19 protein-coding genes are annotated in these 24231 nt (G+C 57.2%); 16 read left to right on the forward strand and 3 right to left on the reverse strand.

Translation table 11 applies throughout. The features are described from left to right. Positions 1 to 73: 73 nt before the first annotated feature. Positions 74 to 715 carry a winged helix-turn-helix transcriptional regulator gene (locus QQL64_RS03945; protein WP_284396049.1) on the forward strand — a complete coding sequence of 214 codons (642 nt, stop codon included), beginning with the start codon at positions 74 to 76 and terminating at the stop codon, positions 713 to 715. 138 nt (positions 716 to 853) lie between these two features. Here the strand turns inward: QQL64_RS03945 and QQL64_RS03950 are convergent, their stop codons facing one another. Further along, positions 854 to 1198 carry a hypothetical protein gene (locus QQL64_RS03950; RefSeq protein WP_284396051.1) on the reverse strand — a complete coding sequence of 115 codons (345 nt, stop codon included), beginning with the start codon at positions 1196 to 1198 and terminating at the stop codon, positions 854 to 856. Between the two features lie 532 nt (positions 1199 to 1730). On the opposite strand from QQL64_RS03950, the gene QQL64_RS03955 reads away from it, so the two are divergent. From QQL64_RS03955 to QQL64_RS04020, 14 genes are all read left to right on the forward strand, one after another. After that, a complete protein-coding gene (locus tag QQL64_RS03955; RefSeq protein ID WP_284396053.1) occupies positions 1731 to 2165 on the forward strand; it encodes a low molecular weight protein-tyrosine-phosphatase in 435 nt (144 codons plus the stop codon). A 25-nt stretch (positions 2166 to 2190) separates the two neighbouring features. Next, a complete protein-coding gene (locus tag QQL64_RS03960) occupies positions 2191 to 4398 on the forward strand; it encodes a polysaccharide biosynthesis tyrosine autokinase (RefSeq protein WP_284396055.1) in 2208 nt (735 codons plus the stop codon). 106 nt (positions 4399 to 4504) lie between these two features. Beyond that, positions 4505 to 5461, forward strand: a complete 957-nt coding sequence (locus QQL64_RS03965; RefSeq protein ID WP_284396057.1) for a Gfo/Idh/MocA family protein — start codon at positions 4505 to 4507, stop codon at positions 5459 to 5461. A 5-nt stretch (positions 5462 to 5466) separates the two neighbouring features. Next, positions 5467 to 6054, forward strand: a complete 588-nt coding sequence (locus tag QQL64_RS03970; RefSeq protein WP_284396058.1) for an acyltransferase — start codon at positions 5467 to 5469, stop codon at positions 6052 to 6054. After that, positions 6051 to 7145, forward strand: coding sequence for a DegT/DnrJ/EryC1/StrS family aminotransferase (locus tag QQL64_RS03975; RefSeq protein WP_284396060.1), 1095 nt, complete (start codon positions 6051 to 6053; stop codon positions 7143 to 7145). The genes QQL64_RS03970 and QQL64_RS03975 overlap by 4 nt, the downstream gene beginning before the upstream one ends. Before the next feature lie 21 nt (positions 7146 to 7166). Continuing rightward, complete coding sequence (locus tag QQL64_RS03980; RefSeq protein WP_284396062.1) at positions 7167 to 8270, forward strand: phosphoenolpyruvate carboxykinase (ATP); 1104 nt, start codon at positions 7167 to 7169, stop codon at positions 8268 to 8270. After that, positions 8267 to 9589 carry a glycosyltransferase gene (locus QQL64_RS03985; protein WP_284396064.1) on the forward strand — a complete coding sequence of 441 codons (1323 nt, stop codon included), beginning with the start codon at positions 8267 to 8269 and terminating at the stop codon, positions 9587 to 9589. Before QQL64_RS03980 ends, QQL64_RS03985 begins: the two co-directional genes overlap by 4 nt. 44 nt (positions 9590 to 9633) lie before the next feature. Then, complete coding sequence (locus QQL64_RS03990; protein ID WP_284396066.1) at positions 9634 to 11091, forward strand: lipopolysaccharide biosynthesis protein; 1458 nt, start codon at positions 9634 to 9636, stop codon at positions 11089 to 11091. A 152-nt stretch (positions 11092 to 11243) separates the two neighbouring features. Continuing rightward, entirely contained in the window at positions 11244 to 12521 is a 1278-nt protein-coding gene (locus tag QQL64_RS03995) for a glycosyltransferase family protein (protein WP_284396068.1), read from the forward strand. Continuing rightward, entirely contained in the window at positions 12518 to 13837 is a 1320-nt protein-coding gene (locus QQL64_RS04000; protein WP_284396070.1) for a hypothetical protein, read from the forward strand. Before QQL64_RS03995 ends, QQL64_RS04000 begins: the two co-directional genes overlap by 4 nt. Next, positions 13834 to 14931 carry a glycosyltransferase family 4 protein gene (locus QQL64_RS04005; RefSeq protein ID WP_284396072.1) on the forward strand — a complete coding sequence of 366 codons (1098 nt, stop codon included), beginning with the start codon at positions 13834 to 13836 and terminating at the stop codon, positions 14929 to 14931. Before QQL64_RS04000 ends, QQL64_RS04005 begins: the two co-directional genes overlap by 4 nt. Next, on the forward strand, positions 14919 to 16886 hold the full coding sequence (gene asnB, locus QQL64_RS04010; RefSeq protein WP_284396074.1) for an asparagine synthase (glutamine-hydrolyzing): 1968 nt from the start codon (positions 14919 to 14921) through the stop codon (positions 16884 to 16886). Before QQL64_RS04005 ends, asnB begins: the two co-directional genes overlap by 13 nt. 76 nt (positions 16887 to 16962) lie before the next feature. Further along, a complete protein-coding gene (locus tag QQL64_RS04015) occupies positions 16963 to 18135 on the forward strand; it encodes a glycosyltransferase family 4 protein (RefSeq protein ID WP_284396076.1) in 1173 nt (390 codons plus the stop codon). Between the two features lie 126 nt (positions 18136 to 18261). After that, entirely contained in the window at positions 18262 to 19701 is a 1440-nt protein-coding gene (locus QQL64_RS04020; protein WP_284396078.1) for a right-handed parallel beta-helix repeat-containing protein, read from the forward strand. A gap of 17 nt (positions 19702 to 19718) precedes the next feature. On the opposite strand, the gene QQL64_RS04025 is transcribed toward QQL64_RS04020, so the two are convergent. Together QQL64_RS04025 and QQL64_RS04030 are read right to left on the reverse strand one after the other, a co-directional pair. Next, a complete protein-coding gene (locus tag QQL64_RS04025; RefSeq protein WP_284396080.1) occupies positions 19719 to 20807 on the reverse strand; it encodes an undecaprenyl/decaprenyl-phosphate alpha-N-acetylglucosaminyl 1-phosphate transferase in 1089 nt (362 codons plus the stop codon). A 480-nt stretch (positions 20808 to 21287) separates the two neighbouring features. Then, positions 21288 to 22397, reverse strand: a complete 1110-nt coding sequence (locus tag QQL64_RS04030; protein ID WP_486599105.1) for a polysaccharide biosynthesis/export family protein — start codon at positions 22395 to 22397, stop codon at positions 21288 to 21290. A gap of 672 nt (positions 22398 to 23069) precedes the next feature. On the opposite strand from QQL64_RS04030, the gene galE reads away from it, so the two are divergent. After that, positions 23070 to 24077: a UDP-glucose 4-epimerase GalE gene (gene galE, locus QQL64_RS04035; RefSeq protein ID WP_284396083.1), complete on the forward strand. Its 1008-nt coding sequence runs from the start codon at positions 23070 to 23072 to the stop codon at positions 24075 to 24077. The last annotated feature ends 154 nt before the right edge of the window (positions 24078 to 24231 follow it).

Consider the following 24231-nt stretch of genomic DNA (forward strand, 5'->3'; position numbering starts at 1 on the left):
TTTCGGACGATGAGAGAATGGATCTCGGCACGAACTAGTAGTTATATATTAGGACTGATGGTAACATAAATCAATGAGAGACAATAAACGACTTTATGAACAAGCCTGCGGTGCGGCGGTGGCGCTCGACGTCTTGGGTGAACGTTGGGCGCTCCTGATCGTTCGAGAATTACTGCTCGGTCCGAAGCGATTCGCAGACATCCGAAGCGGTCTACCGGGCGTTAGCGCCAACGTGCTGAGCATGCGGCTCGACGGGCTGGAGGAATCGGGAGTCCTTACGAAGCGGCTGCTGCCGCCGCCTGCCTCTGTGTCGATCTATGAACTTACTCCCTGGGGTTACCAGGCCGAACCCGTCGTTAGGGCGCTAGTTGAGTGGGGGGCGATGTCACCGGACTTAAGTCTCTCCAACCCGATGAGCCCAACGACGTTGATGTTGTCGCTGCGGGGGTTGTTAGACAGCACACGTAGCCGCAAGGAGCGCGCGACGATTGGTTTCCGCATGGGAAGAGAAGGCTTTGTCGCCAAACTCGACGCTGGCGATCTGTCGGTGGAGCGAAATGATCCCAGTGACGCCGATGTGCTACTCGAAGGAACGGCAAACGACATTGCGATGGTGATTTACGGCGGCGTCGCATTGAACACTATTGACGTTCACGGCGATCGAGCGCTCGCGAAGCGGTTCAGTGCCTACTTTTCTCGCCTAAACGGCCATTGAAATAACGCGGTAACGCCTCGGGTTTGGCGTAAACAGTGCGCTCAATCCGCGAGCTGGATTTCATAACACGATGAGGTCTTCGACTCGCGTGGTGCCTACAAATCGAGCCGCCCGAAAGCGGCTCGATCGGGTAACAATCTAGGGTTTGCTGTAACCCATGTGCAATGTGATCGTGTCGCCGGCTTTCAGATCGGCCATGGCCGCCGGTGGAAAATGCACTTTAAGCGCCATGCCTTCGCTGGTGACATCGACCACGCCGGTGTGAGTGTCCACTGCTGAGACTGTTGCCGGCATCGCATGCATGCCGATCAAGGTGTGCATGCTTTTCATACCGGGATGCATGGCGCCCGTACTCATGCGACTCATCGCCGTTGTGCTGCTGGCAGGCATGCTGTCCTGGGCCAGGGCGACACCGCTGAAAGCAACAGCGAGAGACAATGAGCCGAGCATCGAGCACAAAGATTTGTTAGAGATAGTCATCATGATGACGCTCCACGACGGCGAGTTGCAGGACGCAACAGTGCAAGCGTGTACCGCGGTACATGAAGGAGAGTTGAAGTAGGCAGCCGAATCAGTGTTGCTTTGGAACAAAACTTGTTAAGCGCTATGTGACTCATCGTGGCGGTTTTTTTAAGTTTGACCGCCCTATGTCATCCCACCGTCTCATCACTCAACGCATGATTCATTTCGCTACGGTTCACGGTCTGGCAATTCGATCATGCAATGATTGATGGCGATTTAATGTTCTTCACTAGTGATTGTCTTTGCTACGGACGGCAAGCCATACCGTTGATCTGCAGTCTCAAGAACACAAACCGTATGCAGATTGATGAGTGTGGCTGAAACTTTCCTGGCGACCGTTTTCAACTATCTACGGAGTCCGTATAGCCGATCTCTTCAGTAGCAAGACCCTGGATCCACTCAAGCATGAGGTTTCCAGGTCGGACAGGGGGCCTATTTATCGCAGGTGTCGTTACGCGACGCCGTTGGCCTCAATCCGGGAGTATGTGAATACGTGTTCAAGCGGATATTGATCGTTTGTATGGGCAATATCTGCCGCAGCCCAACGGCCGAATATCTGTTTCGGCAACATGCAGGGCTGCGTGGCATTGAACTATGCAGCGCTGGACTCAGCGCACTTATCGGCAGTCCCATGGACGCAACTGTCTTGCAGCTGCTGAGCGAAAGCGGCGTCGATGGTACGGCGCATCGCGCTCATCAGCTCACGCCTTCGATGCTGCTTCAAGCCGACTTGGTGCTTGGTATGGAAAAGAATCACGTCGACGCGATGATTCAGCTTGCGCCCGAGTCTCGCGGCAAGATCTACCTAATCGATAAATGGTTGGGTGGGCGCGACATCCCTGATCCCTATCGCCAGCAGCGTGCGGCGTTCGAGCATGTTCACGAGATGATTGCGCGTGGCGTCGATAGCTGGGCGCGTTATCTGTGACCGCTCTCTTCTTACGAGTAATGCGATGACCGTACTTATGTCCAATACCCCCAATCCACTGCAGCGCGACGACGAGATCGACTTGAGCGAAGTGCTTGGCACGCTCAAGGATCACAAATGGCTGATCGGGATCATCACGGGTATCTTTGTGGTGATCAGCGTGGCCTACGCGCTGTTGGCCACGCCGATTTATCAGGCGAGTGCCGTTGTGCAGGTGGAACAGAAGGTGCCAAGTCTGCCGGGATTGAGCGCGCTTACCCAGACATTGGGGGCTGCCAGTCCCGAAGCGACGACTGAAACGGCCTTGATCACGTCGCGCATGGTACTTGGTGCGGTGGTGGACAAACTCAATCTCACGATTGAAGCCAGTCCGCGACGCTTGCCGTTGTTCGGCAATTTCTTCGCTCGTCACTATGCTTCGAAAAATCCGGGTACGTTGGCTCCAGCTCCGTTCGGCTTGAGCAGTTTTGACTGGGGCGGTGCGAAGCTGGATATTTTCCAGCTGGACGTTCCCGACAGCCTGCAGGACAAACCGTTGCGCCTGATTGCCGGCGAGGGCGGTGTTTATGTTCTGCAGGATGACAATGACAACATCCTGGTTATCGGCCGCGCCGGACAATCTGCCAGCGGCCACGGCGTGACCATGCAGGTCAAGACGCTGATCGCCAATCCGGGCACGCATTTTACTGTCTTCCGTCATCGCGATTTGACCGTGATCAACAAGCTGCAACGTGCGATCAATGTCACGGAGCAGGGGAAGGACTCGGGCATCCTGCAGATGACCTATGACAATACCAATGCGAATCTGGCCACCAATCTGCTCGAGCAGGTAGGCGAGCTTTATGTACGGCAGGATGTAGACCGCAACTCGGCGGAAGCGACGAACAGCTTGAAGTTTGTCCGCGAACAACTCCCGAACGTGCGTGAAGCTCTGGAAAAAGCTACGGCAGCGCTTAACGCGTTTCAGAACCAGGCACATTCCGTCGATATAAGCATGCAAACCCAAAGCTTGCTGGATCAGGAGGTTTCCATCCAAACCAACATCCAGCAGTTGCATCTGCAGCAAGCGGACATGCAGCGTCAATACACACCGGAGCATCCAGCCTACAAAGCGCTGATGAAGCAGATCGGTGAGCTGGAAGCGCAAAAGGGCGCGATCGACAAGAAAGTCGGCAGCTTGCCGGATACCCAACAGAAGCTGCTGAAGCTCACCAGCGATGTGCAGGTGACCAACGACACCTACACAGGTCTTCTGAACCAGGCGCAGCAGCTGGACATTGCTCGTGCCGGCACCGTGGGTAATGTGCGCGTCATTGATAAGGCGGCGGTGGACGTTACTCAGCCGATATGGCCGAAAAAAGTCATCGTGGTGCTTGGCGGTTTGCTGCTCGGTGGATTTGTGGCGCTCCTGTACGTATTCATCCGGCAAGCGCTCAATCGCGGCATCGAGGATCCAGCCGTCATCGAAAATCTCGGGCTGCCCGTGTACGCCACCATTCCGGTCAGCCTGCGTGAGCTGGCGTTGCAAGGCAAACGCGATCGTGGTGACGGCAGACAGCATTTGCTGGTCATGGATGCGCCGGCGGATCTGGCCACCGAAGCCTTGCGCAGTTTGCGTACCAGTCTGCATTTCGCCCGACTGGAGGCGAAAAACAACGTGCTTATGATTTCCGGAGCCAGCCCGGATACGGGTAAAACATTCGTCTCCGCGAATCTTGCCGCCGTCGTTGCGCAAAGCAACCAGCGGGTGTTGCTGATTGACGGTGACATGCGCATGGGCTCGCTGCACACGATCATGGGCGGCAGAGCCGACATCGGTCTTTCCGAACTGATCTCGGATCAAGCCGAACTAGCGGCGGCGATACGCCCAGTGGCACCGCTGAACAACTTGTATTTCATCGGCCGCGGCAGAGTTCCGCCGAACCCCTCGGAGCTGTTGATGAACGCGCGCTTCTCCGCGCTGCTCGATCATCTGAAGCCGCTGTACGACCTGATCATCATCGACACACCGCCCATTCTGGCAGTCACCGATGCCGCCATCATCGGCCATCACTCCGGCACCGGCTTGCTGGTGGCGCGTTTTGGTGTCAATCAACCGCGCGAACTGACCTTGGCGAAGCAGCGTTTCGAACAGAACGGTGTCGTGATCAAGGGTGCCATCTTCAATGCCGTGGAAAGACGCAGCACGGGGTACTACTCGTATGCCTATTACGCTATCGACGAGGCGACTTGATGAGAAGAATGGCATGTCATTGAAAGCATGCGCGCTGCAGATACATCCGTAGCGCCATACGTAGCTCTAACGCCGTCAAAAACGACGCAAGATCGGGATCAACTCCATGTCAGTTATGAAGAATTTCGCGTTAATCGGTGCCGCCGGCTACATAGCGCCCCGTCACATGCAGGCTATCAAGGCGACCGGCAACAAGCTTCTAGCCGCCCTCGATCCGAACGATTCGGTCGGCATCATCGACAGTCATTTTCCCGATGCCGACTTCTTTACTGAATTCGAGCGCTTCGATCGGCACGTCGACATGCGTCGGCGTGCCAGGAACGGCGGCCAGATCGACTACGTTTCCATCTGCTCTCCGAATTACCTGCATGACTCGCACATGCGTTTTGCCTTGCGTTCCGGCGCCAGTGCCATTTGCGAAAAGCCGCTTGTGCTCAACCCCTGGAACATCGACGGCTTGTCGGAGATCGAGCGCGAAACCGGCAGAAAGATCAACACCATCCTGCAACTGCGCCTGCATCCGGCGATCATCGCCTTGCGCGACAGGGTGCGAGGCGAGCAGGGCGGTCACAAGCACGAAGTGGATCTTACCTATGTCACTTCGCGCGGCCACTGGTACTTGCAGAGCTGGAAAGGCGATACGAAGAAATCCGGCGGCATCGCCACCAATATTGGTGTGCACTTCTTCGACATGCTGCACTACATCTTCGGTACGTTGCAGATCAACACAGTGCACTTGTCCAGCGATACGAAAGCGGCGGGCTACCTGGAATACGAGAACGCCCGCGTGCGCTGGTTCTTGTCAGTGGATATCGAAGATGTGCCTGCCGCGCAACGCGAGAGCGGTCAGCGCACCTACCGTTCGATCACCGTGGACGGTGAGGAGATCGAGTTTTCCGGCGGCTTCACCGATCTGCATAATCGCAGCTATGAAGAGATTCTCGCCGGACGAGGTTTTAGTCTGGAAGAAAACCGCACCGCCATCGAGACCGTAGCGGCGATCCGCACCGGCAAGGTGGTTTCCTTTGCGAACGACGGTCATCCGTTCCTCAACAAAAAGTGAGCAGCATGGACTACTACCAGCACTCGTCCGCCATCGTCGACGAAGGCGCTCAGATCGGCGAAGGCTCTCGCATATGGCACTTCGTGCATGTCTGCGGTGGTGCGCGTATCGGCAAGCACGTCTCGCTTGGCCAGAACGTATTCGTCGGCAACAAGGTGGTTATCGGAGATCATTGCAAGATTCAGAACAACGTGTCGGTGTACGACAACGTGACACTGAAGGAAGCGGTCTTCTGTGGGCCAAGCATGGTGTTCACCAATGTCTACAACCCACGTTCGCTCGTCGAGCGCAAGGACGAATACCTCGACACCATGGTGCACCGAGGCGCCACCTTGGGCGCGAACTGCACCATCATCTGCGGCATTACGATCGGCGAATTCGCCTTTGTGGGCGCCGGCGCAGTCGTCAATCGGGATGTGCCGGCCTACGCACTGATGGTGGGCGTGCCGGCACGGCAAATCGGCTGGATGAGCGAGTTTGGCGAACGACTGAACCTGCCGTTGGAAGGGCAGGCCGAGGACGTCTGCACACACTCGGGCACTCGTTACGTGTTGCGGGGGCGCACGCTGCACAAGCAGGAGCCCTCTGCATGATCGACTTCATTGATCTCAAGGCCCAACAAGCCCGCCTCAAGGAGAGCATCGACGCGGGCATCGCCCATGTACTGGCACATGGCCAGTACATTCTCGGTCCGGAGGTCACCGAGCTTGAGGCGAAACTGGCAGCCTACGTGGGCGCGGCTTATTGCATCTCGGTGGCCAATGGCACCGATGCGCTGCAGATCGCCCAAATGGCTTTCGGCATAGGTCCGGGCGATGAGGTGATCACGCCGGGGTTCACCCACATTTCCACCGCTGAATCCGTAGCTGTGCTGGGCGCCAGGCCGGTGTATGTGGACATTGATCCGCATACCTACAATCTCGATGCGGCGTTGCTGGAAGCGGCCATCACGCCGCGCATCAAGGCGATCATTCCGGTGTCGCTCTACGGTCAGTGCGCGGATATCGACGCCATCAACACCATTGCAGCGAAGCACGGTATTCCCGTCATCGAAGATGCGGCACAGAGTTTTGGCGCCACTTACAAGAATCGCAAGAGTTGCAATCTCAGCACCATCGCATGCACCAGCTTTTTCCCGAGCAAGCCACTGGGCTGTTACGGGGACGGTGGCGCGATTTTTACCAACGATGCAGCGCTGGCGAAAGCCATGCGCCAAATCGCCAGGCATGGCCAGGATCGCCGTTATCACCACTCACGCCTTGGCGTGAATAGCCGTCTCGATACTCTGCAAGCGGCCATTCTGCTGCCGAAGCTTGAGATTCTCGACGAGGAGATGACTCGGCGTCAGCAGGTGGCGCGAGTCTATGATCGGCTACTTGCTGGGATCGATCACGTCACCTTGCCCAAGATCGACAAGCACAACACCAGCGCATGGGCGCAGTACACCATTCGAGTGCCTGATCGTGACACCGTGCGTGCGCGCCTCCAAGAGCTGGGCGTTCCGACCGCTGTGCATTATCCGATTCCACTCCACAAGCAGCCGTCCTTGCTAGACGGAGAGGTGCATTTGGCAATAAGCGACAAAGCGGCGGAGGAAGTCATCAGTTTGCCCATGTCGCCCTATCTCGATACGAGTCAGCAGGATTTTATTGCCGCTTCGTTGGCCTCAAGCGTTTCTCGTTGAGATGCTGTCGGATTCGCTCGCATGAAAAAGATCATCTTTGGAAGATGCTATTTGTTTTCAGGCGAAGCGAGCCATGAATCCTTGCTGGAGTGTCTGGAACTCTATGCGGATGCGGGAGATATCGAACCGCAGGTGGAGGTGCGTATTGCACGTGCGCTTACCACGCAAAAGCCTTCCGCCATCAATCCAAAGGCGCACAGAAAATTCGGTAATGGGATGCTGACGTCGTTTCCGGCAGTAGACGTCGGTTGGCGTTGGTCAGACCGTGGGCGCCTGGAAGTCGAAGTCGTTCTCAAGATACGTCGCGGCATCAAGCATAGAATCCAAAAGCTGCTGTCGATGGAATATGCCAGTGCGGTGGAATCATTCGAGCAAATACTGCACGAATTCGTGTTGGTTCCATCGGCTTATTTCTTCAAGGATGTGGCGCCTATCCATGCGTCATGCATGACGGTGGACGGCCGCGCCTGCTTGCTGGCAGGCACGGGAGGTGCGGGTAAATCGGCCGCCATGCTGGCGCTAAGGCGAAATGAGCACGTCGGTTTTGTCGGCGACGATATCGTCTTCATTTCCGCTGAATCTTCGCATGTTCACGCCAATATGGCGTGGCCGAAAATCTACGGCTATAACTGCGCGGGCAATGTATTGAAGAGCGAGATCCTCGCGGGGCGAGGCTGGATCGACAAAGCCCACTTCAACATCAAGACCTGGATCAACGCCGCCAGCGCGCGCAGGAAGATCAGGCCGGACCGGCTTTATCGAAAAGTCGAATCGGCATCGTCCCCCCTTTCTCGTCTGTACTACGTGGTCCGGGAGGATGTCTCCGACATTCGCGTGTCCGACCTCGATGTGGCCAATGCCGTCGAGATGTCGATCGCCGTCATCAGTGCCGAATACAGCATCTTTCACGATCATCTTTATTGGGAAAAATACAACGCGTTGGTAACAGAAAAGCCTCCCATGCTGACGTTGGAAGACGTAGTGGCGAATTGGCGGATCATTCTTTCGAAAGGTCTCGCCAACGTCGCGTGTTCCAAGGTCAGCATTCCTTTCGAGATGGATCCGATCGTTTACCGAAACAGCATGGCCTCCCTCCTCATGACGGAAATGGCGGCGCGGTCATGAGAATCGCCATGCTCACCAATGCGTATCCCTACCATCCCGGCGAGCAATTCATCGAGGACGAGATCGAGTATTGGACGAAGAATAAGGACGCACAGGTGACCGTATTGCCTGCCGTGGCGACAGGTACACCCAGGTCCGTACCCAACGGCATATCGATCGAGCTGGAGATGGCTCGGAGTACAGCGCTGGGGCGATGGTGGTTCATGCTGACCGCATTGTTTTCAGCGATGTTTCGAAACGAGCTGGGTTATTTGCGGCGATCTCGAAAAATAGGCGTTTACACCGTCCTTCGTGCTTTGTTGCATACGTCCAAGGTCATCGAGCAGGCGAAGAGCCTGGAGCGATACGTCTGGATCCACGGCCCTATCGACGTGGCCTATTGTTATTGGAACGAAACACAGTCGTATGCCGCTGTACTGGCCAAGCGAAAAGGGCTCGTACGCAAAGTCGTTTCACGTGTGCATGGCATCGACCTTTACGAAACGCGTCGAGCATATGCATACATGCCGCTCAAGCGGCAATTCATTCACGCCTACGATCGGATATTTGCGCTGTCCGAGGAGGCGAAGTCTTACCTGGCGGAGACCTACGGCGCTTCCGCTTCGAACGTGAAAGTCGGCCCTTTGGGTGTGCCGTTGCCGGACATCTTGTCCGCACCCAGTGCCGATGGTGTTTTGCATATTGTTTCGGTTTCATTTTGTCTTCCCGTAAAGCGTCTGGACAGGATTGTCGAAGCGCTGTGTTTGTTCGCCGGTCAGCACAACCAAATAAAGACGACGTGGACTCATATTGGCGGCGGCCCTCTGCTCGAAAAAATCAGGCAGCTCGCCGAGACGAAAATGACTGGCATCGACAATATTTCTTTCGAGTTCATGGGAGAGTTGCCGAACAGCACCATCAAGAAATATTACCTAGGCACGCCCGTGGATTTATTTATAAATACCAGCGAATCGGAAGGCATTCCCGTTTCCATCATGGAGGCGATGAGCGCGGGCGTACCTGCGATAGCGCCCGATGTCGGTGGGATTTCTAACCTGGTGTCGAGCCGCTGCGGCGTTCTGTTGAGCAAGTCTCCAAGCAGCCAGGAGATCGCGGATGCGATCGATAAGCTCGCGCTTCACACACAGAGAGAGGTCATGCGTATGAATGCGCGGAAGGTGATTGAGGACAGCTTCAGTTCAGCCAGAAATTATTCGCGTTTCGTGGCGGATGTTCTCGCTATCGGAAGTGTTCAGGAAGAAGTCGAACGTTCGTATTACGACCAACGCGTACAGCGCGCGGGGCCTCCGCATAAAGGGGGAAATTACGACGCCTATTAACTCCGTAAGCTCGTTGAAAGGCAGTCAAACTGAAAGGTAGGCAAGTGAATATAAAAACCATATTGGCATTTGCTCTTGGACCTATCGCCACAGCGGGACTCGGTTTGCTGACAGTGCCCGCCATCGCCTGGATATTTCCGCCTGCCGATGTGGGTCGCCTAAATATCGTTCAGATCGCAGTGTCTTTCGGCGTACTACTCTTCAACCTCGGTCTGGACCGAGCCTACGTGAGGGAGTATCACGAATGGACTGATCGCGGTGCATTGCTGAAAGCTTGTTTTGTGCCGGGGTTCGTATTGCTGCTGCTGGCGGTGGTGATCACCCTTCCGTATGACCGGGTTATTACGACGTGGCTGTTCGGTTTGGACCATGTCGTTTACTACTGGGTGCTTGTTGCGTGCGTAGTGGTGAGTTTCGTTTCGCGCTTCTTGTCGCTCATTTTGCGCATGCAGGATCGGGGTATTGCTTTTTCTATGAGCCAGATTCTGCCCAAGATCATTCTTTTGATTGCAGTAGGCGTGTTGGTGTTGCCAATTTTTTCCCGCTCGTTCGGGCAATTGGAAGTCGCCTACCTTGCGTCGTTGCTGTCGGTGCTCTTTCTCTACAGCTGGAATACCTGGCGTGAGTGGAGTCCCGCGCTGCGCGCCACCGTTTCGCGCACCCAAATAAGCGGTCTCATCAGCTACGGTGTGCCATTGATATTTGCAGGCGTGGCCTATTGGGGGCTCGATGCCACCAGCACGCTGGCTTTGCGTTCGCTTTCCACGTTGCCGGAATTGGCGGTGTATTCGGTCTCCATGAGCTTCGCCGGTGTAGGCGTCGTCTTCCAGACCATTTTCACCGTGCTATGGGCACCGCTGGTCTACAAGTGGGTAGCGCATGGCGTGGATATGAAAAGAGTCGATCACATCGCGCAGCAGGCGCTGGCCGTGGTCTGCGCCATCTGGGTGCTGAGCGGAACCTTTTCGTGGCTGACCGACTTCATACTGCCTGCACGCTACGTCCAGGTGAAGTACCTCATGTTGTGCTGCATCGGAGAACCGTTGCTGTACACCTTATCTGAGGTGACGTGCGTGGGCATCGGCATCACGCGTCGGTCGATGCTATCGCTGTGGTCGACTCTGGTGGCCTTGGCGGTCAATGTCGGCGCGAGTGTGTGGCTTGTACCGAAGCACGGCGCGGCCGGTGCGGTAGTCGCCAACGCGATTGCTTTTCTGGTTTTCTTCATCGCCAGGACCGAGGCGTCGGCATACGTATGGCGACCTTTCCCACGTGCGCGGCTGTATGTGTTTGTGGTTATCGCGGTAGCGCTGTCCATCGCCACGCTGTTGCTCGGTCCAGACGCTCCCGTTCACTTCAGCTTTGTCTGGATGGCCATGCTGCCACTGGTCTTCTGGTATTTCCGCGCCGAATGGACGGTCATGTATCGATCGTTGCATGCGGCGATAAGGTCCGAAGGCTGGTTGCTGGCGCCGGGGAGGGGACCTGATGTCCTTCCCTGATCATCAACGCGCTTCGGTCTTCGGATCGTGTGCTTGCACAGGGAGGTTGCGAGAGTAACGAAACGATGCGCACGGAGGCGAAATTGCACGATTCCACATCACCGACGCACTAGGGGGGAGGGCGACGCTGCAGACCGATTGAGGGTCAAACAGTGAATAAGATTAATTTGTTTGTCTTTGCGGCACATCATTCATCCAACAATATTGCGGCCCAGCGTTTCAAGGGCTTGCTGAAATATCTGGATCCGGCGAAATACCGGGTATTCGTCTTCACACGGGAACCAGCATCGGGCGTGCCTGCTGCGGCAGCGCCTCTGCATGCGGATGCCGAAGTGTTTCCACTGGCGGGGTACTGCGTGGGCAGTGAGTCTTCCACGCCATCGTCACTGCTCACGCTGCTAGCGGCCTTCATACGCCCACTGCCGTTCATGCTTGCAAACGGCGAAGCCTCCGCGAACGCTTGGTTCGTCCAAGCGTTGGCAAAAGCCGACCGCCTGTGTCGCGAAAAATTGGCGGCGGGCGAACAATGTGTGGCGATCGGTACCTATTCGCCGATCGACGCACTGATCGCCGCAGCGAGCCTAGCCAGCCGACACCGCATTGGTTGTCTGCAGGATTTCAGGGATGGCTTGGTGTTCGAGCCTCTGGGCAGGCCTGGTTGGTTGCGACATGCCCTGCGCAAGTTGATCGAAAGACGTGTCGTGGCGGCCAGCAGACTGATTACGTCGGTGAGCCTTCCATTGGTCGACGATTTTCGGCAGCGCTATCCGGACAAGACCGCGGAGATACTTCCCAACGGTTACGATCCCGCAGACTTTGCTGCGCTTGGGAACGACTCCAGCAGCGAAAAGCAGGCTGCCGCGATCGTAGCCAAGTATGTGCCGGCGGGCGCCATGCTGATCGGCCACTTCGGGCGTATTGGTGCTAGCGACGGATCGGCATCCAAGAGTCTCGATTACTTCATCGACGTGCTGAACGATTCCGTCGAAGCGTCCGCGAACAAGCATGTGATGTTCGTGGGCGAGCTGACGCCATCCGAACGCGCGTCGATCGAGCGCGCGACATTCTCCGTCAGCGTGCTGGAGCCGGTCGAGCGCAAGCTAGCGCTGCAGCTCATGAAACGCTGCGACAAGTTGCTGTTGCTGACCGGTTCGCGCGCCAGCTGCGCCACGGGAAAGTTGTTTGAATACCTCGCCGCGGGAGCCGATGTGGTGTGCATCACCGGTGTGCACAACGCAGCGACGGCGATCCTTGCGGAGACCGGTGCCGGACAGGCGCTGCTGACCGGCGAAGCGACGGCAGGTAGCGAAGCATTACGAAAAGCGCTGTCGCCCTCCGGCGGCCGCGCACAGCGCGACATCAGTGCCTATAGCAAGATTGCGCAGGCCGGCATGCTCGATAACTGGATTTCGCGGATGGTGCTGGTATGAACGCCGGTAACGATCAGTCGCTGATGTCATCGGCACAACCGGCCTTGCCGCCGGCGCAGTTACCTCGCGCGGGCAAGTATCGGCTCACCGTGCGGCATATGTTCCTGGGTTCGGCTTTTTTGTTACTGCTGCTTGCAGTGGTCGTGCCCAATTCACTACCGGCGCCTACCGCGGTGGCGATGGGGCTGGCCTTCATGCTTGCGGTGCCGGGACTGCGGTTCGGTTCGGAGCTTAGGAATTTGCTGGCGTTGTATGTCTGCACGATCATCGTGACGATCGTCTACATGATCGTGGGCGGCATGCATGACGCTCCTTTGGTCGCCTTGGCGCAAGTCGCTGCCGTCTACATTCTTTCGCCATTGCTCTGGATCATCATTGCGGCTGGCTTGCGCAGACAGCTTGGTGTCGATCGTCTTATCGACTGGTTCGTCGTGCTCAGCTTTCTTTGCGCTTTGAGCGTTGCTTTGTTTTTCTACTTGTTCCTCACGCGCGGTGCGGCGGCGGTGGCTTTTTTCTTCAAGGGCGCCAACGTCAATCTGAACGAAGGATTTTCCGGCGCGACCATGCATGTCTATGGTTCGCTGATTTTCCTGTGCGGCGGTTTCTTCAGTTCGCCGGAGCTGATCAAGAACAGGCTTCTGCGGTTTGCGTTGCTTGGGATGCTGCTTGCCTGCGCGCTGACCTCCGGCCGCTCGGCATTGATCATCGCCATTCCGATTGGTTGGGCTTTGGGCTGGATACTCGCGCCGCGCACGACCGAGCATCTGCGAACATCGGCGATAGCGCGTTTTGTCCAATACGGTTTGCCGTCGCTGGTCGCGATCGTTGTGGCGCTTGTCATGTTGCAGGCGTACACGCAGGTCAGCGTGTCCACGGTGCTCGACAGCGTCTCGACCAAGCTCGCCTCCGGTGGCGGTGACGCGCGTACCCAGATGGCGCGCTCGTTGTATGCGGGTATTTTCGACAATGGCGGCTTGGGTGCCGGTCATGGCGTCGGCGTCGGGTTTGTCAGCGATCCGGTTCACCCGTGGCGCTACGAACTGGTGTGGCTGGCCACGATCTATCGGGTCGGCCTGCTGGGTACCTTCATCTACGCACTGCCGTTTCTGGTCTACATCGTCGGGGTGGTGCGGATGGCACTCGCGCGACGCTTGCCGAACCGACACAAGTTCCTGTTCTGCGGGTTTGTCTGCGCGTTCCTCGCTTCCAACACGAATCCTTATATCGAGGCATTCGCGTTGCAGTGGATGTATGTCATCCCCTTGGTGGCGTGGTACATCGAATATCCGGTGTTCTTGCGGACGACACCGCCATGAAGCGTACCAAGGTTCTGCTGTTTTCAAAGTATTCGAGACAGGGTCCAAGCTCGCGGTTGCGAAGTTTGCAATATCTGCCCTTGCTGGAGCGTCATGGGATCGACGTGCAGGTGCATACGCTGTTTCCGGACGCTTATCTCGAAGCGCTCTATCGCGGGAATTCCAAAGCTGCCAGATACCGTGCCTGGTGGCATGGCAGTCAACGCATCATGCAGCTCTTGCGCAGCGGCGAACACGATCTCACTTGGATCGAGGGCGAACTGTTTCCATACCTGCCGAACTGGATCGAGTCGGCGCTCGCACGGTCCGTCAGGCCGTATGTGGCCGATTACGATGACGCGTTGTTCCACAAATACGACCTGTCACCGAATCCGCTGGTAAGACGCTTGCTAGGCGACAAGATCGACCAAGTCATGCACGGTGCTGCCTGCGTGATTGCCGGCAATGACTATCTGGCGGAGCGCGCTGCGAAGGCAGGTGCGATGCGGGTCGAGATTATTCCCACGGTGGTGGACGATCAGCGCTATACGGCCGTGAGCCATGCGAACGAGAAGCCGCCAGTCATAGGCTGGATCGGTTCGCCCACCACCGAGCAGTACGTGTTGGACCATCGCGACGTTTTGGAGAAGGTTTGCGCGAAGCATGGCGCGCGCTTGTTGCTGGTCGGTGCGCGAACGGAGGTGGCCGAGCGGTTCAGCAGGGTTGTACCGGAAGTGGTGGCGTGGTCCGAAGAGAGCGAGGCCGCCATGATCAGGCAAATGGACATCGGCATCATGCCGTTACGCGATGGTCCATGGGAGCGCGGTAAATGCGGCTACAAAATCATTCAATACATGGCGTGCGGTCTGCCGGTGGTCGCCTCGGACGTCGGCGCGAATCTCGACATTGTGCGTCATGGAGAGAACGGGTTTCTCGCCGGACATGCTACCGCATGGGAAAGCGCGCTTGAGCAGTTGATCGCGAGCCGCTCCTTGCGCCTTCGTATGGGGCAAGCAGGCCGCGTGCGCGTCGAAAACGAATACAGCCTCAGGATGCAGGCGCCACGGCTCGCAGATGTATTGCGCAGCACAGGGCAGAGCCGATGTGCGGCTTGACCGGCTTCTGGCAGTTGCATCGTGGAAATCGGGAGACGTTGCTAGGGCAGGCGGAAGCCATGTCCAGGCAGCTGACGCATCGCGGCCCCGACGACAGTGGTCTGTGGTGCGATGAAGCGGCGGGCATCGTGCTGGCGCAACGGCGCCTATCGATCCTCGATCTTTCGGATGCGGGGCACCAGCCCATGCATTCGGCCTGCGGGCGCTACGTCATCGCCTTCAACGGCGAGATATACAACCATCTCGAGCTGCGTGAACGTCTCGCCGCGGAAGGTGCAGCGCCGGCGTGGCGCGGGCACTCGGATACGGAAACCCTGATCGCGTGCTTCGTCGCCTGGGGCGTCGAACGAAGCTTGCAGGCCAGCGTTGGCATGTTTGCGTTGGCGTTGTGGGATCGGCCGCAGCGGTCGCTCACACTGGCGCGCGATCGCATCGGCGAAAAACCGCTGTACTACGGCTGGCAGGGCGATACCGTCTTGTTTGGTTCGGAGCTGAAGGCGTTACGCGCGCATGCCGCTTTCGATTCGGATATCGATCGCGGTGCGTTGGCGTTGTTGTTGCGCCACGACTGCATTCCCGCGCCGTACACGATTTATCGCAACGTGTTCAAGTTGCGCCCTGGGCACTTGCTGCATATTTCCGTTGACGCGCCTCGCCATGCGCAACCGAAGCCGTACTGGCGCTACAACGATGCCGTAAGCACTGGCTTGAATGCGCCGCTGATCTGCAGCGACGCCGACGCAACCGATGCACTTGAGCGGCAGCTTACGACAAGCATCGGCGCGCAAATGCTTTCCGATGTACCGCTGGGGGCGTTTCTCAGCGGTGGTATCGACAGCAGCACCGTCGTGGCGTTGATGCAGGCGTGCAGCCGCCGCCCGGTCAAGACATTCACCATTGGATTTGACGAGAACGGCTACGACGAGGCCGCACACGCCAAGGCAGTCGCAAGGTATCTGGGGACGGAGCACACCGAACTATACGTCCGCCCCGAGGATGCACTGGCGGTCATTCCGCGGCTGCCATCCATCTTCTGCGAGCCGTTTGGCGACAGCTCGCAGATCCCGACCTTCCTGATCAGTCAGTTGACCCGTCGCGAAGTGACCGTGGCCCTGAGCGGCGATGGCGGTGACGAATTGTTCGGCGGTTACAACCGTTATCTGACGGCGCGCACAACGTGGGAGCGGATGCAACGCATGCCGCCGTTTGCGCGACATGCTGTTGCTGCTGCGCTGCGCACCTTATCGCCGGCTGCATGGGACAAACTTGTGGAACAAGCAAAGCCGCTGTTACCCAAGAAGTGGCATCTGGCCACGCCGGGCGACAAGGCGCACAAGTTGGCGAAAGTCCTTGCAATGTCGGATGGCCGCGCATTTTTCCTCAGTCTTGCCAGCCAGTGGCAAGATCCGGCAAGCATCGTGCTCGGCGCGCAGGAGCCGCAGACCTTGCTGACCGATACGGAAACTTGGCCACACGCCGACGATCTGTCGCAGCGGATGATGGCGATGGATGCGCAAAGCTATCTGCCCGACGACATTCTGGTGAAAGTCGATCGCGCCGCGATGGCCAACAGTCTGGAAACTCGCGTGCCGATGCTCGACCACCGCGTAGTGGAACTGGCATGGCGGATGCCACTGCATCAGAAGATTCGCGACGGACAGGGGAAGTGGTTGCTGCGCCAGGTGCTGTATCGCCATGTGCCGAGGGACTTGGTCGAGCGGCCGAAGATGGGTTTTGGCATTCCGCTGGACAGCTGGCTGCGCGGACCTTTGCGCGATTGGGCGGAAGCCTTGCTTGGCGAAAGCCGTCTTCGCCAGGAAGGTTATTTCCAGCCGGCCCCGATACGACAGAAATGGGCAGAGCACCTTAGCGGCAAGCGCAACTGGCAACACGCGCTGTGGACGGTGCTGATGTTCCAGGCATGGCTTGAAGAGAACCGGAGGATGTCGATATGACGATTGCCCGCAAACCATGCACGGCCCTGCTGCCTGCATACAGCAATCACCGATGGTGCGCGTATGAGGTAGATGCATGAAGGTTGTTCTGTTCGCCAATACCGACTGGTACCTCTACAACTTCCGGCGCGCTCTAGCGATGTCGTTGCGCCGGGCAGGGTACGACGTGCTGCTGATTTCTCCTCCCGGACCTTACGGCGACAAACTGCGTGAGCTGGGTTTGCGCTGGGAACCGGTGCCGATGCAACGGCGTAGCCTCAATGTGCTGCGCGAGTTGATGTTGCTGTGGTATCTCATCCGATTGTTGCGACGCGAGCGGCCGACGCTGGTACACGGCTTCACCATCAAGTGCGCCGTATACGGCTCGCTCGCAGCGCGGCTGGCCGGCATTCCCGTGAGAGTGAATGCCGTAGCGGGAATGGGCTACGTGTTTACCAGCACACAGCTGAAGGCGCGATTGCTGCGGCCGGTGGTGCGTGGCCTGATGCGGCTCGCACTGGGTGGAAAGGATGCGCGGCTCATCTTGCAGAACGCTGACGACGTCGAACTATTCAAGCGAGAGCACTTGGTCGATCCTGAGCATATTCGCTTGATCCGTGGCTCGGGGGTGAACTGCGCGCAGTTCGCCGGGGTGTCTGGTCGCGTTCCTGATGGCGGACGCATACGCGTGTTGCTGGCAAGCCGCCTGCTCTGGGATAAAGGCATCGATGAATATATCGCCGCCTTGCGAAAGCTACGCAATCAAGGTCGCGACATCGACGCGCTGCTCGCCGGCACGCCGGATCCGGGCAACCCCGCGACGGTTCCAGAATCGACGATACGAGACTGGGTCGATGAGGGCCTGATTACCTGGCTCGGTCATGTCGATGACATGGTCGGCTTGCTTGGATCGGTGGATGTCGTCGTGTTGCCGAGCTATCGCGAAGGATTGCCAAGGAGCCTGGTCGAGGCCGCAGCGTGCGGACTGCCGCTGATTACCACCGATGTTCCTGGATGCCGCGAGGTTGTGTGCGATGGCGTCGACGGATTGCTGGTTCCAGTGAAAGACGCGGATGCGCTTGCGCGAGCCATAGAGCGATTGCAGGACAACCCGGACCTCGCACGTCGATTGGGAAGCGCAGCACGCATGAAGGCCCGCACGCAGTTCGATGAGCGCATGGTCATTCAGGGGACCCTGGAGGTTTATGCGGAGCTATGTCATCCGGCTGAAGCGATGGCGAACAACGCAGATAGACGTCCATCAAGTTAGGATTTCGTGGTCGCATTCTGGTACGGACCATGCATAACACAAACTTTTGTCGAGCTAGACTCGACCAACGTACGCACTAAAGCTTGTGCCTTCGTCATTGAAGCCATTCGTCACTGGAGGAATATCATGCCATCCGCGTCGCAGGCGACAAATGTATTGGATTTTCTGCCCCAGGCAGAGCACGCCGCCATTCGCGCCGGTACGAGCACCTACGACTGCACGGGTGGCATCCAGACGGCCATCGACTTTGCCGGCAAAGTGTTTGTGCCTGCCGGGGTTTACCCCGTGAGACAGCTGAACCTCAAATCCGACTTCGAATTGTATGGAGAAGGGGATGCCAGCGAATTTCGGGCATACAACAATTCGCTGGCTTGCGAGTTCATGATCGTCACCTATGTGCGGGACGGCGGTAGCAGTCATGTCGCGGACAATATGCGCAACATCTATCTGCATGATCTGAAGCTCAATGGGCGTGTAGCGGAGTTCGGCTACATGCAGTTCTTCTATCTCTTTGCCGTCAATGCCACGTCGGATCTCACGGTCGAGCGCGTGACTTTCTACGGTTTTCGCGGCGACGGCATGTATGTCGGCTCCGGCACGCTGAAGACGACGGAGCGTCACAACCAGCGTGTCGTCGTGCGCGACTGCCTGTTCGACGGCGCAGTCAAGAGCAATCGTAACGGCCTATCCATTATCGACTGCGACCAGCTGACGGTGGAAGGTTGCACTTTCCAGAATATCGGCAACGCGAAACTGTCTTGTTCGGTGGGCGGCATCGACTTCGAACCCGATCACACCTGGAGCGTGTACCGGGACGTGACGATTTCCCGTTGCCGATTCATCAATATCGATACGGTGAACACGGCGGGCATCACGTTCTTTAACGGACGTCAGTCGGGCGACAATATTCATGATTGGGTGGTATCGGATTGCCAATTCACGAACTGCTACTGGGGTATCACCGCTGCGACAAAATCGAAGACGGCCGCAGACGTTCCGGACAACCTTTCGGTATTGAATTGCGGCTTTCTCAATTCGATACGCGTGGACATAGCCATCGCTGGATTGAGCGGCGCACGGGTCAGCGGATGCACGTTTGAACGATCGCCGCCAGGATCAGGGCCGGGCGGCGATGCGATTCGCCTCGGCGCCTTTGCCTGGGGAACCAGCGCGAACGCTATCAACGCGGTGATAACCGGCAATACATTCACCGGTATACGCCCGCAGATCGGGGCCATCGGAATACTTGGCGCGAGCGGGCTGGTGTGTGCGGGCAACGTGTTTGTCGATATTCATGGCTCCTGCATCGACTTCGCCGAAGACGAGCCTGCCGACCATTCAAAACACATCGACAGAGTGATCATCTCCGGGAACACGGCAAGACACAGCGCGCCCTTCGCGTCAGCAAAGCCTACCGCGATGTCGTTTCTTAGCACCAGCAACCAGATGCGTATCAGCAGGGGTCACATGATGTTCGGCGGCTCCTTCCAATATAACAACGACGTCGGCGGCGGCATAACAGGTATTGCAAATGGTGCGGCGGTCGAGTTCCGTGAAATCCAATAATCCGGATCTGGGTATCCCTAGAGCTTAAGGCGTGGCCGCACGCGCGAGGCAAACATATGCATGCCGAACGGGCGCGTTATCTTCGATGCAACGAGGCGCGTCTTCGTGGCACGCTGCGCTATGGAGCGCTCGCGTACGCGCGCGGCCTCCTGACGCTTCCATATCTGCGTGACGGTCGCGACATAGACACCCGTCACGAAAAGGAACGTCGCTAGATTGAGACCGGCCGAGAGATCTGCGTGGCTGATGAATGAACCCAAGAGCGCAAAGCCGATGGCGAGCGCGATGAGTGCGACCAGGCTTGTGCGCGGTCCCAGGCCGGCCCCCATCAGGATGTGATGAATGTGCCCACGGTCCGGCTTGAATGGCGACTTGCCTTGGCTCATGCGCCGGGACATGACTGCAAGCGTGTCGAAGACTGGCAACGCCACGCACCACAGCACATTGACCGGGGACAAATGCGTCTGCGGCATCTGGCTCGTACGGATCAGCGCCCACGCCAACAGATAGCCGATAGGTATGCTTCCCGCATCACCCAGAAAAATCTTGCGGCCCATAAGTCCCAGATTGGTAGCCAGGTATGGCAACGAGGCGGTGGCCAACAAGGCCAGCAGCATAATCACCTCGTGCAACGCGGAGACATTGGCAAACAAGGCGATGGCGGCAATGCTGACCAGCTCCAGGCTGCCGGCAAGACCATCGATACCGTCCATCATGTTGAACGCGTTCACCAGTCCGATGACGGCGATCACCGTTAGCGGAGGTCCCAGCCAGCCGAGCGTCACCTCATAGCCAAAGATGTGTCCCAGTGTGCGGATGTAGACGCCGGTACTGGCAATGACGATCAGAATGGCTAGGGCCTGGATCAGCAGACGATCCCGCACGCTGAGATCGAAGCGATCATCCAATGCGCCAAGCAGGGTAAGCAGCGCAGCGGTGTCGATCACAATCTTCGCGAACCAATGGAATTGGCCATAGCAGGCCGCTCCCGCGATCACGCCCATAAAAATGGCGAGACCGCCTACCAGCGGCACATCGCCAACGTGCCGCTTGCGTTGACTGGGGTGATCGATAAGGCCCAGCGATAGGGCGTATCGTCGCAGCATGAAAATGGCCGCTGCTGAGGTGCATGTACCGACTAGACAGTCGAAAATCACACGTGGTTCTTGCATAGCACTTCTTTTCCATCGCGCTCAGTGATTCCCCCTAAATCCGAACGAGCTCATTGGTTGAGTGGTACAGGCGCCGTGCGATGACCTGCACGATGACCTGCGTCTATGAGTCCACGATCATCAGATCGCTTACTTTCTTTTGTTTAGGAACAACGTTGACGCTGATGAACCATCCTGCGGTTGTTGCGTGAGTGATGAAGACATTGGTGTTAACGCTCTACTCTGGAACCTATCACCTCAAGATATCGGTTTTGTTTCATGAGAGCGATGTATTCAGCTGAAAAAAATTTAGTTGGCGATCCTGTCAACGGCTTGTTCAAATTATGTTGAGCGATTCATTCGCGACGCAGAAAAATTTCTGAATGGCATCTGTATATTGTTTCTGAACAAGCAGAGTAAGGATCGCGCAACTATTCAGTGCGACGCGCTGTAATTGGTGTAAGCCGCGCTGCTGAGCAGACTGGCCGCCGGTAGCAATTGGCTCAACACACGATTCCAGCGGGTTATGCCTGCTGCGCCGACAAACACCACGTCGCCCGGCTCGACCCTGAACTCATCGCCCAGCGCGAATGCCGATGGCGAACGGGCATCGAGCTGGAACACTTTGGCAGGCGCGTTTTGCAGATCATTCGCGCCGCGAATGACATACACCTCCTTGCCGTTGGAGGTGACGGGATTGAGACCGCCCGCGCGGCCTAGCGCTTGCGTCAAGGAAAGATCGGTGACGGTTCTGAAGCCGACTGCCATGGGACGTATCACTTCACCCATGACATACACTTCTTTGGTGTCGTTGTACGGAAGAAAGATGTGATCACCCGGCTTGAGGTAAATATCCTTCGCAGCGCCATGTCCGTGGTTCAGTGCGGTCAGATCCAAGTGGTAATCGTGACCATCGCGGCTCAGAGTCAAGTCCGATAGATTGGCTTGATCGGGATTGATGGTAGCCAGGCCGATCGCCTGTCCCAAGGTCAACGGAACGGCGGTGATCGTCTGTGGATCGGTTTTCATGAACGCGCCCTGGAATGTCACATGCTGGCTGTTGTAGCCAACGACATTCACATCCACCTGCGGCTTCTCCACGAACTTGGCGAGTTTGGCGGTGAGCGCCAGCCGCAGGTCTTCGATGGTCATTCCGCCAACGTTGAGAGCACCTATGTAGGGGTAGAACAGTGTGCCGTCCGAGCGTACCAAGCGGCCGTTCGGCAAGGACTGTTGTTGCGCGCCGGCTGGCGAGGTCAGTTCCGGATGATCCCAGACGGTGATGAAGAGCGTGTCACCAGGGCCGATGCGATACGGTTCAGGCCGATACGTCAGCAGTTCCTGCGGTATCGCGGCGCTCAGCGTCGCCGCGGCATGGTCGCTCGCTAGAAGTTGCGGAGTAATGGTTACCAGTTGGATCTGACTGTTGTCCGTCGGCGTGCCGCGGACCAATCCGTTGGTGGACATGTTTTGTCCCGGTGCCAACACGCAACTCTGAAGGAGCAGCGTCGAACTCAAAACGATCAAGGCGGACAATATTTTCATGGACGGTGGGCTCCGTATTCGAGAGGGCGTACCACGAGGCAGCAATCCGCCGCGCGCATGGACGAATTGCCATCGCGTTCAGTTTTTCGAGCTAAACCACAGGGATCTCGAAAAACCGATCTGAAAAAGCGCGGCCATCACTTTTCGTCAATGACTTTCCGTGCGCGAGAACATCGAGATGAGCGGGATATCAAAAGGGTGTTATGTGATGCCACATGTCGCGTGAACAGAACTTAATTGACCGATGAAAAAACTGAATCGTTGCTGCACGACAACTTGCGATGACATCGACGAAGCACTCGCGCATGAATCATGATGAAACGAGATTTGCTCAAGTTGGAAAATTTATCCCCACGGAATGACGATTTGAGTTTTCATCGGACGGATGAGCAGACTGATGACGCAGCAGATTGGGACAAGCGAGGTGCATACTGCAAGCTATCCATGACAGTGATGAACACGGACATGTTGTTTCCGGTGAGAAGATTTACCAGCGTTTTCTCGTAATTTTCGCTGCTTGAGTTTGCGAATGGCGATATAGCGGCTCGGAATTACTCACTCTGTCGACACGGGCTGCGATCCCGATGTCGAACGCATTGCCGGGCAGTTATCTTCTCGGAAATAACGATGTCGTCCGTTTCGAAGACGTGCGGACAAGCTGAGAGAGGACGCATGAAAGTACTTGTCTGCGGCGGAGCTGGTTACATCGGTAGTCATACCTGCGTGGCACTGCTAGAGCACGGTCACGAGGTGGTGATTTACGACAGCCTTGTCAACGGGTCGCAGGTCGCGGTGGAGCGCATCAGCGAATTGAGCGGCACCAGTGTGCGCTTCGTGCAAGGTGACATCCGCGATCGCGCCGCTGTCGAGGCGTTGTTGGCCGATAAAGTGGATGCGGTGATCCATTTCGCCGCGTTAAAAGTCATAGGCGAAAGTCGCCGGAAGCCTTTGGCGTACTTTGAAAACAATATCTCCGGCACGATCACGCTGCTGCAGGCGATGCACGCCACAGGTGTGGACAACTTGGTCTTCAGTTCATCCGCTGCGGTTTATGGAATACCGGATGCAGTTCCGATTACTGAAGATGCGCCGCTGAGGGCGGCCAATCCTTACAGCCAGAGCAAGCTGGTGATGGAGCAGCTCATCAACCAGTTGTGCGAGGTGCATCCTTCGTTCAGCGCCGTCCTATTGCGTTACTTCAATCCGGTGGGTGCGCATCCGAGCGGCCTCATTGGAGAAGACCCGCATGGCGTCCCCAATAATTTGCTGCCCTATATATCGCAAGTCGCGGTAGGGTTGCGCGAGCGACTGAATATATTCGGTGGCGACTATCCAACACGCGACGGTACCGGTGTGCGCGATTACATTCATGTGATGGATCTCGCCGATGCGCACGTGAAGGCGTTAGACGTCTTGCATAACGGTGGTTGCAGTGCGCTGAATTTAGGTACGGGCCGAGGCCATAGCGTGCTGGAGGTGGTGTCGGCTTTCGAGCGTGCTTCGGGTCGACGCGTCCCTTATCAGATCGTTGACCGTCGTGCCGGTGATGTGGCGGAAGTTTGGGCCGATCCTTCTCGTGCGGAGCAGATGCTCGGCTGGTGTGCGCAGTACGATATGCCGCAGATGTGTATGGACGCCTGGCGCTGGCAATCGCAGCATCCGCATGGCTACCGGTCGTGACGAGCAGCCATTGCGCAGGGTACATGCGTTGCCGCACCTACGCTTAGCATGGCACGACATGGTTGGTCAGCTGTTGCTCATCGGACATCGATACTTTCACTCGATGGATACAGTTTCAAGCGGAGCTGCGCAGTAGTCCGCGATAGGAAGCCCC

The organism is Dyella lipolytica (genome assembly GCF_030160075.1).
In the GTDB taxonomy this organism is placed as follows: domain Bacteria; phylum Pseudomonadota; class Gammaproteobacteria; order Xanthomonadales; family Rhodanobacteraceae; genus Dyella_B; species Dyella_B lipolytica.

Coding starts and splice junctions, on each gene's coding strand:
- QQL64_RS03945 (WP_284396049.1), top strand. CDS start 74: ATGAGAGACAATAAACGACTTTATGAACAAGCCTGCGGTGCGGCGGTG.
- QQL64_RS03950 (WP_284396051.1), bottom strand. CDS start 1,198: ATGATGACTATCTCTAACAAATCTTTGTGCTCGATGCTCGGCTCATTG.
- QQL64_RS03960 (WP_284396055.1), top strand. CDS start 2,191: ATGACCGTACTTATGTCCAATACCCCCAATCCACTGCAGCGCGACGAC.
- QQL64_RS03965 (WP_284396057.1), top strand. CDS start 4,505: ATGTCAGTTATGAAGAATTTCGCGTTAATCGGTGCCGCCGGCTACATA.
- QQL64_RS03970 (WP_284396058.1), top strand. CDS start 5,467: ATGGACTACTACCAGCACTCGTCCGCCATCGTCGACGAAGGCGCTCAG.
- QQL64_RS03975 (WP_284396060.1), top strand. CDS start 6,051: ATGATCGACTTCATTGATCTCAAGGCCCAACAAGCCCGCCTCAAGGAG.
- QQL64_RS03980 (WP_284396062.1), top strand. CDS start 7,167: ATGAAAAAGATCATCTTTGGAAGATGCTATTTGTTTTCAGGCGAAGCG.
- QQL64_RS03985 (WP_284396064.1), top strand. CDS start 8,267: ATGAGAATCGCCATGCTCACCAATGCGTATCCCTACCATCCCGGCGAG.
- QQL64_RS04000 (WP_284396070.1), top strand. CDS start 12,518: ATGAACGCCGGTAACGATCAGTCGCTGATGTCATCGGCACAACCGGCC.
- QQL64_RS04005 (WP_284396072.1), top strand. CDS start 13,834: ATGAAGCGTACCAAGGTTCTGCTGTTTTCAAAGTATTCGAGACAGGGT.
- asnB (WP_284396074.1), top strand. CDS start 14,919: ATGTGCGGCTTGACCGGCTTCTGGCAGTTGCATCGTGGAAATCGGGAG.
- QQL64_RS04015 (WP_284396076.1), top strand. CDS start 16,963: ATGAAGGTTGTTCTGTTCGCCAATACCGACTGGTACCTCTACAACTTC.
- QQL64_RS04020 (WP_284396078.1), top strand. CDS start 18,262: ATGCCATCCGCGTCGCAGGCGACAAATGTATTGGATTTTCTGCCCCAG.
- QQL64_RS04025 (WP_284396080.1), bottom strand. CDS start 20,807: ATGCTGCGACGATACGCCCTATCGCTGGGCCTTATCGATCACCCCAGT.
- QQL64_RS04030 (WP_486599105.1), bottom strand. CDS start 22,397: ATGAAAATATTGTCCGCCTTGATCGTTTTGAGTTCGACGCTGCTCCTT.
- galE (WP_284396083.1), top strand. CDS start 23,070: ATGAAAGTACTTGTCTGCGGCGGAGCTGGTTACATCGGTAGTCATACC.